General features: G+C 62.9%; 15 protein-coding genes. 12 read left to right on the forward strand and 3 right to left on the reverse strand.

The window, feature by feature from the left end; translation table 11 throughout:
- The first annotated feature begins 233 nt into the window (after positions 1-233).
- The 3 genes from NKH23_RS17245 (at position 234) to NKH23_RS17255 (ending at position 1,220) form a co-directional block, all read left to right on the forward strand.
- Positions 234-437, forward strand: a complete 204-nt coding sequence (locus NKH23_RS17245; RefSeq protein WP_352717708.1) for a hypothetical protein — start codon at positions 234-236, stop codon at positions 435-437.
- 126 nt (positions 438-563) lie between these two features.
- Positions 564-857 (forward strand): DUF982 domain-containing protein, encoded by a 294-nt coding sequence (locus tag NKH23_RS17250; protein WP_352717706.1) that lies wholly within the window; start codon positions 564-566, stop codon positions 855-857.
- Positions 858-917: 60 nt separating this feature from the next.
- Positions 918-1,220 carry a DUF982 domain-containing protein gene (locus NKH23_RS17255; protein ID WP_352717704.1) on the forward strand — a complete coding sequence of 101 codons (303 nt, stop codon included), beginning with the start codon at positions 918-920 and terminating at the stop codon, positions 1,218-1,220.
- A 36-nt stretch (positions 1,221-1,256) separates the two neighbouring features.
- Here the strand turns inward: NKH23_RS17255 and NKH23_RS17260 are convergent, their stop codons facing one another.
- The 3 genes from NKH23_RS17260 to NKH23_RS17270 all read right to left on the reverse strand — a co-directional run bounded on the left by NKH23_RS17260 (position 1,257) and on the right by NKH23_RS17270 (position 3,044).
- Positions 1,257-1,751 carry a hypothetical protein gene (locus tag NKH23_RS17260; RefSeq protein ID WP_352717702.1) on the reverse strand — a complete coding sequence of 165 codons (495 nt, stop codon included), beginning with the start codon at positions 1,749-1,751 and terminating at the stop codon, positions 1,257-1,259.
- Positions 1,752-1,942: 191 nt separating this feature from the next.
- Entirely contained in the window at positions 1,943-2,128 is a 186-nt protein-coding gene (locus NKH23_RS17265; RefSeq protein WP_352912874.1) for a hypothetical protein, read from the reverse strand.
- 85 nt (positions 2,129-2,213) lie between these two features.
- The gene (locus NKH23_RS17270; RefSeq protein WP_352912875.1) at positions 2,214-3,044 is read right to left on the reverse strand and encodes an SIR2 family NAD-dependent protein deacylase; all 831 of its coding nucleotides are present in this window, start codon (positions 3,042-3,044) and stop codon (positions 2,214-2,216) included.
- Positions 3,045-3,364: 320 nt separating this feature from the next.
- Between NKH23_RS17270 and NKH23_RS17275 the strand changes: the two genes are divergently transcribed.
- The 9 genes from NKH23_RS17275 to NKH23_RS17315 all read left to right on the forward strand — a co-directional run bounded on the left by NKH23_RS17275 (position 3,365) and on the right by NKH23_RS17315 (position 11,896).
- A complete protein-coding gene (locus tag NKH23_RS17275) occupies positions 3,365-5,167 on the forward strand; it encodes a methanol/ethanol family PQQ-dependent dehydrogenase (RefSeq protein WP_352912876.1) in 1,803 nt (600 codons plus the stop codon).
- 1 nt (position 5,168) lies between these two features.
- The gene (locus NKH23_RS17280) at positions 5,169-6,011 is read left to right on the forward strand and encodes a substrate-binding domain-containing protein (RefSeq protein ID WP_352912877.1); all 843 of its coding nucleotides are present in this window, start codon (positions 5,169-5,171) and stop codon (positions 6,009-6,011) included.
- A 1-nt stretch (position 6,012) separates the two neighbouring features.
- Positions 6,013-6,546 (forward strand): c-type cytochrome, encoded by a 534-nt coding sequence (locus tag NKH23_RS17285; RefSeq protein WP_352717695.1) that lies wholly within the window; start codon positions 6,013-6,015, stop codon positions 6,544-6,546.
- Positions 6,543-7,559, forward strand: coding sequence for a cytochrome c oxidase subunit II (gene coxB, locus NKH23_RS17290; RefSeq protein WP_352717693.1), 1,017 nt, complete (start codon positions 6,543-6,545; stop codon positions 7,557-7,559). The genes NKH23_RS17285 and coxB overlap by 4 nt, the downstream gene beginning before the upstream one ends.
- Positions 7,556-9,520, forward strand: a complete 1,965-nt coding sequence (ctaD, locus tag NKH23_RS17295) for a cytochrome c oxidase subunit I (protein WP_352717691.1) — start codon at positions 7,556-7,558, stop codon at positions 9,518-9,520. The genes coxB and ctaD overlap by 4 nt, the downstream gene beginning before the upstream one ends.
- Positions 9,517-10,122 (forward strand): cytochrome c oxidase subunit 3, encoded by a 606-nt coding sequence (locus NKH23_RS17300; protein WP_352516479.1) that lies wholly within the window; start codon positions 9,517-9,519, stop codon positions 10,120-10,122. The genes ctaD and NKH23_RS17300 overlap by 4 nt, the downstream gene beginning before the upstream one ends.
- 64 nt (positions 10,123-10,186) lie before the next feature.
- Positions 10,187-10,465, forward strand: coding sequence for a hypothetical protein (locus NKH23_RS17305; RefSeq protein ID WP_352977896.1), 279 nt, complete (start codon positions 10,187-10,189; stop codon positions 10,463-10,465).
- Entirely contained in the window at positions 10,462-11,346 is an 885-nt protein-coding gene (locus NKH23_RS17310; protein ID WP_352717689.1) for a cytochrome c oxidase assembly protein, read from the forward strand. The genes NKH23_RS17305 and NKH23_RS17310 overlap by 4 nt, the downstream gene beginning before the upstream one ends.
- Positions 11,327-11,896, forward strand: coding sequence for a c-type cytochrome (locus NKH23_RS17315; RefSeq protein WP_352717687.1), 570 nt, complete (start codon positions 11,327-11,329; stop codon positions 11,894-11,896). The genes NKH23_RS17310 and NKH23_RS17315 overlap by 20 nt, the downstream gene beginning before the upstream one ends.
- Positions 11,897-12,356: the final 460 nt, after the last annotated feature.

Raw genomic sequence — 12,356 nt, forward strand, 5'->3', positions numbered from 1 at the left:
GATCGAAAGATCGTTCCGGTGGGCGAAATCACCCGACCAAGAACCGGAGCGGCTTGGCTGGGCAACCCGGCCGGCGGCGATATTTTTGACGGAACAACCACCGGTATCGCGGAGTTCGAATCGAGGTCGTCCGAAATCCGGGGCGCCGCCATTGGCGCGTCGAAACGCGATTTCGCAGCGAGCCTTGGCCGCCACCTCAAGGACAGTCCGCCACGTCAAAACAGGAGGAATTCATGACAGGAAACAAGCACGCCAAAGGCAAAACGCCGGCCGATAGCGATCTTGCCAACGATCCCGGCATCGGCAGTTCCAAGGGCACGATCAAGGAGGGCGACCGGCTCGATCAGGGCAACAACACGTTCGAAGGCGACGTCGAGAACGACACCACGCCGCAAGGCGGTATCAATCCCCGGCAAAAGATACGGACCAACAAATAATGCCGGGGCCGGGCGCTGCGCTATCGAACAAACCCGCTGCAACTCGTGCAGCAATCCCGCGTTAAAGAGCATCGGCGTCGTGTCCGCCTTGCGCGTTGACCCGGCGGCTCTTTCGTGGAGATACAGATGACAAAAAAATCCTTTGGCCGCCCCGTTCCAATTCTCGTCGGCCTTGGTTTCCCTCGCCACGTCGAAAATATTTGGCAGGCCTATGACGTTCTGAACGAATGGCCGAGCCGCGGCCCGGCGCACAAGGGAGCGTTCGACGCCTGTCGCGCCGGACTGGCTGACGAGATCGATGCTGAGACGGTGCGAGCGGCGTTCGAAGCATTTGCCCGCAAGGCCGGAATTCTGGCGCACGATATGGTAGCCGAAATGCCAGCAGGGACTAAACCAAGGGAAGCCCACGATCTAGGCTGAACCCTGCCGGGCGCTGCAAACCATAGAGGCTACTGTTACTTGATAAGTCGGAGTACCGCCATGCTGAGGATAGAGTTCGATGTCCCGGTTTGCATCTACTTCGGTAAGCCGGGGCGATCGCGAACGGTCAGTTCGGTTTTCGAAGCCGCATACTGCCTCAAGAGCGAAAAATGGCCGGCGCGCAACGCCCCGTTGTCGCTGATCGCGACAGCAGCATTGGATGGCGCCCAGATCGGCCAAATCACGGCGGCGGAGGCTCGCGAAGCATTCGTCAATGCTGCTTGGGAGGCGAGAATCCTCGTCGAAGATCAGTCGCATCCTAGACCTGCCCCGACAGCAGCCTTCGCATCGGACGCGGGGTGAACAGGGGTACCTCAATGGCGTCCAAAACGCGGCATATCACGATTGGCTCGCGCCCTCGGCGTCCTTCTCCCGCTTTTGCCTGAGGATCTCGTCGGTTCCGACGAGCTTCTTCGATCCGCCGGGGATCGCGGTGGAGACGACCGCCGGCGGGTCGCTCGCCGGGAAGGAATCTTCCAGGCCTGCCTGCAACTGGTCTTCCAGCGTTTGCGGCTCTTCAGAGCGGCCGGGGGTCCTTCGGGTATCTACGTTCTCCAGCGGCTGTGTCATATCCGGTGAAGACTTGACGTCTCGAATCCAGCCATAGAGCTGTTCGATGGCAAATTCCTTCATTGCATCGAAATCGGCTTTGTCGTCACGCGATGCCTCGATTTGATCCACCATCGTCTTCTCGAAACGTTCAAGGCTATCGCTTCCGCAGGCCCGGCATAGACGCACCAACGCCTCTCGCAATATGAGCGGCGCAAAGTGCGCCGTCGCCTCAAGCCTGAGCTGCTGCAAACGCTCCGGGGTGGCGGCTTGGAAGTTCGACATGTTCGACCTCTCGCCTTGTGGAGCATGTCAACGAAAATTGTCGATGGATGTTCCATCGGTGACGGCCGGTGCATCGCTCGATCCTCAGCGGTGCGCTCCACCACCGACTGCCATGCGGATACCGAGACCGACAACGAAGCATCTGTGTCGGGATGACCATCCCGGCCGCCCGCTATGTAGAACCCATGCGGCTACTTCGGCCCGGATTCGCCAGACGCCTTCGCGCCGTCCTTCAACCGGCCGGCATCTCGCATCATCTTGAGCGCTTCGTCCCTCGTCAGGCCGCACCTGCGGGCAAAAAAATCGATCTCATAGACCTGCTCGGCCGACAGGTCGTGTTTGGCATGCATTCTTCGCTTGTGTTTGCGTCCGCTCATACAGGCGTGGTCCCGTATAACTTAGCCTCCTCCAAACTCACATCGGGCCAACCGGTTCCCACTGCGTCGTCACTTCCGCAGGTTTTCAGTCGGTGTCTGGTCGGCCGACCTTATCCTTGAGTTCGTTCAGGAATGCGAGCAGCGCGTCCTCTGGATCGTCGGCATCCTCGGTCAGCATATCGATGCCCCAGCGTCCGAGGACGGCCTCCTGGACGATGCTTGGCTGCGGCATGAAGATGAAGGACTTCGGACGGTTCTTCTCGTAACCGGACCTGCGCCAGGTCTGCCAAAGCCGATGCAGCAGCAGACGGATGTTCATGTCGGACATGCTGTAGCCGATGAACAGGATGGTGCGCCCTAGCGCGTCGGCTCGAAATTTCACATCGAGCGGCGAATCGAACGATAGCCGTTCAAAATAATCGGTCTCCGCCAGGACCAACGATTTATCGTCGTCGAAATCGCCGTGGAATTTGATGATCTGCGTCACCTCGCCGGTGGCCTTTGGCAAGTCCTTCGCGTTGGCGACTTTGACAAAGGGCCGGCCATGGATCTCGAAGGCGACTTCGAGGTTGCGATCATAGTTGGTGGTGTAGATGATCGGAAAATCGAGCGACACGATGAGCTTGTGGATCGCCGAGCCCTGCACTTTTTCCGGTGAGACGCTCCATTCGCGATCCATCCAACTGCGCAAAGGGCCGAGGCTCCCCTGCTTCAGCCGGTAGTATTCGGCAAGGGCCTGATAACTGGCTTCAGGTGCGCCGATCATGTTCTCGTCGAGACCGAGCTCGTTTTGCATGTGCTCGATGAGCTTTTGCCAGGACGGCAAGCCGACGCTCATCGACACCCCGGCTCCAACGAACAGGATCGCTCGCCGCTCTTTCACCGATTGAGCCAGTTGCTCGACTGCAGACAGCATTCGACACAACTGCGATAGGTGCCGCTCCGTTCCAGCCGAGCCCGGACCACCGGGAATAGATTTACTTCCGACTTGAGTGCGAACATTCGGATCGACTGTCCCGAGCGCCCGGCCGCCGACTCTTGGCCAACCGAATCCGACATTTATTTCGTTGCATTTGGCACTTCTGCGCCGCTCACGCGTTGGAGAGTGTTCAACAAACAGGGCGCAGTTGCAGCTACTGGAGCTCTCCGCCAACGTCGGCAACTCGACAGCAAATGAGGCAAGCGCGACTGGTGGCGGCGAAAAATAGGGTGCCTGGCAAAAGGGGAAAGAGGCCAATGGCTGCGAGGCTGGGATGGACGCTGCTGGCAGGGTTTGCGCTGATCGCCGGGGCGGTTGCGCAGCCCGAATCAGGCCCTCCGATAAATCCGCCGGCCGCAGCTGCTCCGCCCGACGACGGCCAGTGGGCGATGCCGGCAAAGAACTACGCCTCGACCCGCTACAGCGAACTTGCGGAGATCACCGAAGACAACGTCAAAAACCTGCAAGTGGCCTTCACCTTCTCGACCGGCGTCAACAAGGGTCAGGAGGCTGCGCCCCTGGTCGTCGGCAACACGATGTACATCGTGACGCCGTTTCCCAACATTCTCTACGCCCTTGACCTTACCAAGCCCGGCGCGCCGATGAAGTGGAAATTCGAGCCCAATCCCGAGCCTGCCGCGCAGGGCGTTGCCTGTTGCGACGTGGTCAACCGCGGTGCAGCCTTCTTCGACGGGCGCATCTATTTCAACACGCTCGACGGCCATGCCATCGCCGTCGATGCGGCCACCGGCAAACCGCTCTGGAACACCCATATCGGCAACATCAATATCGGCGAGACCATCACCATGGCGCCGCTGGTGGTGAAGGGCAAGGTGCTGGTCGGCAATTCCGGCGGCGAAATGGGCGTGCGCGGCTGGATCAAGGCGCTCGACGCCGGCGACGGGCACGTCGTCTGGACAGCCTACAACACCGGCCCTGACGCCGAGGTGCTGATCGGCCCCGATTTCAAGCCGCATTACGACATGGACAAGGGCAAGGATCTCGGCGTGACGTCGTGGCCGCCCGACGCCTGGAAGATCGGCGGCGGCAATGTGTGGGGCTGGATCTCCTATGACCCGGACCTCAACCTGATCTTCCATGGCACCGGAAATCCCGGTCCGTGGAATCCGGATCTGCGGCCTGGCGACAACAAATGGACCGCCGGCATCTTTGCCCGCGATCCCGACACCGGCGCAGCCAAATGGTTCTATCAATGGACCCCGCACGATTTGCACGACTACGACGGCATCAACGAACAGGTGCTGCTCGACATGACCTGGCAGGGCAAGCCCCGCAAGGTGCTCGTGCGGCCGGAACGCAACGGCTATGTCTATCTCTTGGATCGCACCACGGGCGAGGTCCTGTCGGCGGTCCCGTTCGGGCCAGTCAATTCCAGCAAGGGCGTCGACCTCAAGACCGGCCGGCTGATTGTAAATCCGGACAAGAAGACCGGCACCGGCAAGGTCGTGCGCGACATCTGCCCGACCGCGTCCGGCCTCAAGGACTGGCAGCCTTCGGCGTTCTCGCCCAAGACCGGCCTGCTCTACATCCCGCACAACAACATGTGCATGGATGAAGAAGGCGTCGAGGTGAATTACATCGCCGGCACGCCCTATGTCGGCATGAACGTGCGCATGATTCCCGGGCCGGGCGGCAATCGCGGTGCTTTCACCGCCTGGGATGTCGCCGCCGCCATGCCGGCGTGGAGCCTGAAGGAGAACTTTCCGGTGTGGAGCGGCGCCGTCGCCACCGCCGGCAACGTCGTGTTCTATGGCACGATGGAAGGCTGGTTCAAGGCGGTCAGCGCCAGGACCGGCGAACTGCTTTGGCAGTTCAAGACGTCGTCCGGCATCATCGGCCAGCCGATCACCTATCGCGGCCCGGACGGGCACCAATATGTCGCGATTCTTTCGGGCGTCGGCGGCTGGGCCGGCGCGATCGTATCCGGCGATCTCGATCCGCGCGACGCCACCGCCGCGCTCGGCTTCGTCAACGTCATGAAGGATCTGAAGGATGTAACCACGCCGGGAGGTACGCTGTATGTGTTCCGGCTGCCTTGAGATGATCGGCCGAGTTGCGCGCGCACGGAGAAAATCTTCCCGGCGGTTTGGCGCCGCGGTCGGCGCACTGGCGCTCTCGCTCGTCGCCGCCGTCGCCGATGCGCGCGAGCTGAGGATCTGCGCCGATCCCAACAACATGCCGTTCTCCAATGCCGCCAGGCAGGGCTTTGAAAACAAGATTGCCGAACTCGTCGCGACGGAGCTTGGCGCAACGGTTTCCTACACATGGTGGGCACAGCGGCGCGGCTTCGTCCGCAACACGCTGAAAGCCGGCCTGTGCGATCTGGTGCCCGGCACGCCCGCCAATCTCGAGATGCTGCGCACCACCGCGCCCTACTACCGGTCTTCCTATGTGTTCGTGACACGCAAGGATGCGCCGGAAATCACGTCCTTCAACGATCCTCGCCTGCGCGATCTGAACATCGGCGTCCAGCTGATCGGCGACGACGGCGCCAACTCGCCGCCCGTCCAGGCGCTTGGCCGTCGCGGCATCGTCGGCCATCTCACCGGTTTCCCCGTCTATGGCGACTATTCGGCGCCGAACCCGCCAGCACGCATCATTGAGGCGGTCGCGAATGGCGACATCGATATGGCCGTCGTCTGGGGACCGTTGGCCGGCTACTTCGGCGCCAGGCAAAAAATACCGTTGCGGATTACGCCGGTTGCGCCGCGCATCGACGGTCCGCTCCTGCCGATGGTCTACGACATCTCTATGGGTGTGCGCCACGACGACGATGCGCTGCGCGGCGAGGTAGACGCCGCCCTGACCAGACACCGCGCCGAGATCGACGCGATCCTGGCGGCCTACCAGGTGCCCCGCCTCGATCCTGTCGGAGCGCCTTGAAATGAAGCGCGGTCTTCCCTTGCTGGTGTTCGCAATCCTCGCGGTTGTCGGGTGCCAGCGCGAGGAACGCGATACCCGTCCTCAGTCCGCGCTCGGTGCCGGCGACCAACCGACGGCGGTCACGGTCCTTGCGCCGGGCGGCGAGCGACCGGCTTCCTCCGACACCAAGGCCGGCGTGTTCGAGGCCAACGCCTTCCACCTCAGCGAGGGCAAGCGTCTGTTCAACTGGTTCAACTGTTCCGGCTGCCATGCCAATGGCGGTGGCGGTATGGGCCCGGCCCTCATGGACCAGAAGTGGCTCTATGGCAGCTCGATCGAAAGCATCCACGCCACGATCAGGGACGGCCGGCCAAACGGCATGCCGAGCTTCCGTGACACGATCCCGGATGACCAGATCTGGGAGCTTGCTGCCTTCGTCCGGGCACTGAGCGGCAACGCACCGTCCTCCGCCGCGCCGGGCCGCGACGACGACATGATGCCTCATCCATCCGAGAATCGCCTGCCGGACGCCGCGACGCTGGGGAAGTCGCCGTGAGCCGCGGTGTCTGGACGGTGTGCGGGTGCACGGCCTGCATCCTGCTCCTCGCAGGATGCAGCGGCTGGCAATCCGCGCTCGACCCAAAGGGCCCGGCTGCGGGCGAACTCGCATGGCTGATCTGGTTCTTCACCGCGCTGTGCACGGTGGTCTGGCTTCTAGTGATGGCCGTGCTGATCGTGCCATTGGCCCGGCGCCCGGCGCCAGTCGGCGATCCGCTTGTCCTCGACGCTGCCGCCGAGCGCAGCAAGATGCGAATTGTCGTCGCCGCACTCGCCGCTACCGCCCTGATTCTGGTCGGCCTGACGCTGCTGAGCTTCTTCGCTAACCGGACGCTCGCTGCTATCGGCTCGGACGCGGCGCTGACGATCCGGGTGACCGGGCATCAATGGTGGTGGGAGGTGCGCTACGAAAGCGATCAGCCGAACCGCATCCTGACGACCGCCAATGAAATCCACATCCCGGCGGGCGAGCCGGTGCGGCTTGTAGTGACCTCGACCGATGTTATCCATTCCTTCTGGGTACCGAACCTCTCGGGCAAGCTGGACCTAATGCCAGGCCACGAGAACGTTCTCGATCTGAAGGCGGACAAGCCCGGCGTCTATCGCGGCCAGTGCGCCGAGTTCTGCGGCGCGCAGCATGCTAATATGAGCACCTTCATCATCGCCGAACCTCGGCCCGTCTTCGACGCGTGGCTGAACGACCAGCTGCGGCCGGCGGCCGCCCCCGTGTCGGCCGAGGCCAAAACCGGCCACGATCTGTTCCTCAAACGGCCATGCGTGATGTGCCACAAGATCGGCGGCACCATCGCCGGCGGCACGGTCGCCCCCAATCTAACCCATATCGCAAGCCGGCAAACGCTCGCTGCCGGCACGCTGACAATGAGCCGCGGCAATCTCGCAGCCTGGATAGCCAATCCGCAGGGGATCAAGCCAGGCGCCCACATGCCCGTGGTGCGACTGGACGGGGACGAACTGAATGCGATCGTCGCCTATCTCGAGGGCCTGAAATGAGCAGCGCCGACGTGGCCCGTGAGCGTCGGCTCGCCGGCGCCGGCAAAGGAGACCTGGCCCCCGAGCGCGACGGTCCTCGCGATACCGGCCTCGACACCGCCAGCCTTGACCGCTGGCTGGCGCGGACATGGCAGACGGCGCCGGGCATCATCGGTGCGCTCTCGAGCGTCGACCACAAGATCGTCGCGCGGCGCTACCTGATCACCGCTTTCGTCTTCCTGTGCCTCGGTGGCCTCAGCGCCGTTGCTATGCGCATCCAACTGTCGGGGCCGGAGCGTGGGCTGATCGGGCCCGACCGCTACAACCAGCTGTTCACCATGCATGGCGTAACCATGATGTTCCTGTTTGCAGTGCCGATCGTTCAGGCGACCGGCATCTACCTCGTGCCGCTGATGGTCGGCACCCGCAACATCGCCTTTCCGCGCCTCAATGCATTCAGCTTCTGGATTTATCTCTCCGGTGGCCTCTTCGCCTGGGTGTCGTTTGCACTCGACATGGCGCCCGACGTCGGCTGGTTCTCCTACGTGCCGCTGTCCGGTCCTGAATTCGGGCCAGGCAAGCGTTCCGACGTGTGGGCGCAGATGATCACCTATACCGAAGTGTCGTCGTTGGCGGTCGCGGTTGCCACCATCGTCACCGTGCTGAAGCAGCGTGCGCCGGGCATGTCGCTGGACAAGATCCCGCTCTACGTCTGGGCGATGCTGGTCACCTCCTTCGTGATCGTGTTCGCGATGCCGGCGGTCATGATCGCGTCGACGTTCCTGATCCTCGACCGCCTGGTCGGCACCCATATCTTCAATCCCGCCGAGGGTGGCGACGTACTGCTGTTCCAGCACCTGTTCTGGTTCTTCGGCCACCCCGAAGTCTACATCATTTTCCTGCCGGCCACCGGCATGGTGTCCTCGATCATCGCCGCTTTCGCCCGGCGTCCGGTATTCGGCTATCTGGGCATGGTTCTGTCGCTGATTTCGGTCGGCTTCCTGTCGTTCGGCCTGTGGGTTCACCACATGTTCGCAACCGGCCTGCCGAAGCTCGGCGCGAGCTTCTTCACCGCCTCGAGCATGCTGATCGCCATCCCGAACGGGCTGCAGATCTTCTGCTGGCTGGCGACATTGTGGGACGGACGCCCGATATTCAGGACGCCGCTGCTGTTCGTGTTCGGCTTCTTCTTCACGTTCGTCGCGGGCGGCCTGACTGGCGTGATGCTGGCGTCGGTGCCATTGGACCTGCAAGTACACGACACCTATTTCGTGGTCGCGCATTTCCATTACGTGCTGATCGGCGGGTCGGTATTCCCGCTGCTCGGCGCGACCTATTTCTGGTTCCCCAAGATCACCGGCCGGATGATGAGCGAACGTCTCGGACGCTGGCACTTCTGGCTTGCCTTCATAGGCTTCAATGCGGCGTTCTTTCCGATGCACATTGTCGGCCTGTGGGGCATGCCGCGCCGGGTCTACACCTATCCGGTGGAGCTCGGCTGGGGCAACATCAACCTGTTCATCACAGCCGGCGCGGTCGTCCTGTTCCTAAGCTTCGTTCTGCTCACGATAAACTTGGTGTACAGCGCGTCGAGGGGCGCCCCGGCCGGGGACAATCCCTGGAATGCGGGCACGCTGGAATGGGCGACGAGCTCTCCGCCGCCGAGCTATAATTTCGCTCGGATCCCGGTGGTTACCCACGCCGAGCCGCTCTGGGCCGAACGTGACACGCTGCCTGTCGCGACCGGGCTTCGCGTCGACGCGCGCGAACTTGTTATTTCGACCGTGGCGGAGGCGCATCCCGATGTGCGCGAGAAGTCGGCGACGCCGTCGATCTGGCCATTGTTCGCCGCGCTCGCCGTCGGCGCCACCTTTCTCTATTCGATCTTCAGCCCGTGGGCGGTGGTCTGGGGAGCCGGGCCGATCGCCATCACTTTGATCGGTTGGTTCTGGCCGAAAGGCGATCCGGAGGATGAGGAGTGAAACAGCGTCCTGCCGCCGATCTTTCCGAACTCCCGACCTTCGGACTCGGACCGCGCAGCCCGACCTGGTGGGGCACTCTCGCCTTCATGGCGCTGGAGGGCACCGGCTTCGCGCTCGCCGCAGGCACCTATCTTTACCTCGCCTATCTGTCGCCCGAATGGCCATTGGGCGTGCCGCCGCCCAACCATTGGCCGGGCACCATCGTCACGCTGTTGCTGCTCGCCAGCGTGGTACCCAATCACATACTGAACCGCTACGCCGAAGCCTGTGCCATGGTGCCCGTGCGCATCGGCCTGATCGTCATGTCGCTGCTCGGTATCGCACCGCTTGTCGTGCGGTGGTTCGAATTTCCGGCCCTCAACATCTATTGGGATACCAATGCGTACGGCTCAATGCTGTGGGTCCTGCTCGGCCTCCACACCACACACCTGATCACCGACGTCGGCGACACGCTGGTGCTGACGGTCCTGATGTTCACGCGCCATGGCTATAGCGGCCGGCGTTTCGGGGACGTTGGCGACAACGTCTTCTACTGGGATTTCGTGGTCGCGACCTGGATCCCGATCTATCTGTTGATCTACTGGATGCCGAGGCTTGACTGAGATGCGTGCGCTTCGCTTGGGCACATCATGGGGCGGGCTGTTATCCGGGCCTTTGGCCTGGGCGGTGTCGACGCAGCTGAATTACGCGTTCGTGGAGTGGCAGTGCGCCCACGGTATTCCCGTCATACCGGCCATTGCGCTGGTGCTGACAGTGCTGGCCTTGCTTGGCGGCGCGCTGTCGTGGCGGGCGCGACAGCAAGGAGGCGCCGCCTTCAAACCGGATCGTACGCGCAGCACAGAGGATTTCGTCGCCAATATCGGCATTCTCAGCGCGGTGCTGTTTGCGCTGGTAATCGTCATGCAAGGCGCCGCCTCGCTCATTCTTGACGGCTGCCTACGATGAGCTTCGACGCGCTCTTCTCGACCTCGGTCTGCTACGGTGCCGGCGCTCCGCAGGCCGGCTGGACGCTGGCGTTGCCGATTACGCTGCCGCTAACCGTGGTCGCACTGCTTTACGCGGCAGGCGCCTTTCGGCTGTGGAGGCGGAGCGCCCGCAGCCGCCCGTTGCGAATGCGGCAAGCCCTGCTGTTTGCGACCGGCTGGGCCATCTTGGCGACAGCACTGGTCAGTCCGCTCCATGCATTAGGCGAGCGCGTCTTCACCGCCCACATGATCGAGCACGAACTGTTGATGGCGGTGGCGGCACCCCTGCTGGTCGCCTCCCGTCCGGCGGCGGCGATGATGTGGGCATTGCCGATCAAGCTGCGGCTGGCATTTGGCGCAGCCGGGAACGCGAAGGTGCTTCGAATCGCTTGGGCCGCCATCAGCCGCCCTTTAGCCGCCACCTTCCTGCACGGGGTCGCGATATGGGCGTGGCACGTTCCGGTGTTGTTCGAGGCGGCGCTTGCACAGGGTGTCCTGCACTATGCGCAACATGCCAGCTTCTTCGGTACGGGGCTGCTGTTCTGGTGGGTACTGCTGCCGCGTTCAGGCCGCGAACAAGCCTATGGAAGCGCCGTCATGCACCTCTTCTTCACCTCGCTGCACACCGGCCTGCTCGGGGTGCTGCAGCTGGTCTCGCCAAGGCTGTGGTACCCGGTAAACGCAGCCGGTGCGGAATTGTGGAACCTTAGCCCGATCGAGGACCAGCAGCTCGCCGGCTTGGTGATGTGGGTTCCGGCCGGCCTGATTTATGGCGGAGCCGCGTTGCTGCTGGCCGGTCTGTGGATTCGCTCTAGTGGACGGAGAAGATGGGAGACGTCGCATGCGCTCCACGCTGTCTAAGCTGGTCATTGGTGCCGGGACGGCAATTGCTGTGCTGGCCGCAGCTCGGGCGGCGCTGACATTGTGGCCGGAGCGCCTCATCAGGGTCGCGCATAAGTCGGACAATGCCACCAGCAGCATCGGCGTGCGCGCCACATCGCGCTTCACTCCGTCCGGACCCATCCTCGGCGCCGCGGCAATTGTCGTGCTCGTTGCAGCCATGGCCGGGATCGCGTTGTACTTCGAGCAAAGCCGTCGAGTGGAGCAGAAGGCCGACAATGCAACCGGCGGTGTTGGCGCCCGCGCCATACCCATCATGATGGCCAATGGCTGTGCTGGATGCCACACGATCACCGGCGTTCCCAGCGCGCAAGGGTTGGTCGGTCCACGCCTCGACGCCAGCTTGGCCACCCGGGTCTATATCGGCGGCGTATTGTCCAACAACCCGCGAAACATGGTCCGTTGGATACGCGCCGCAAGGGAGATCAATCCGCACACGGCAATGCCTTCGACCAGAATTTCCGAGCAGGAGGCGCGGGATATCGCGGCCTATCTCTATTCGATGAAATGACATCGTTGCTCGCTAGTCGAGATCAAACCCTGCCGGCGGTCTACGATGCCGGTTTGCCGGGACCGGCATTCGTCACCGCCTTCGGCTCGATGCCTTACTTGCCGACGAACCTTTCGGAACCGGCCCGCATCGGCGAGGCTGCGCGCGATCACGTCGGACATCGCGGCAACGCGAGCGCCCCTATGGCCCGGCAATCTGCTGTGCGGATTGTTTCGCGGGCATCTCGGATATGAGCTTCTTTGGCGAGGCAACCGCGAGGCGACCCGCGGTCGGAATCGCCACGAACGACCGCAGCGCTATCACGTCGTTTCGGGAGACTCGTTCGATTTGGGAGCCTCGTCGGTCTCCGGCAAACGATCGCGAATGGCTTCCTCGGTTTTGCTTGCCGTCTTTTTCACGACTTTCTCGACGCGGTCGACCAACGTCTCGGCGTCGCCGCTGGAACCCTGTCGGTCAGCCT

The sequence above is a fragment of the Mesorhizobium sp. M1328 genome (genome assembly GCF_040318075.1).
GTDB lineage: Bacteria > Pseudomonadota > Alphaproteobacteria > Rhizobiales > Rhizobiaceae > Mesorhizobium.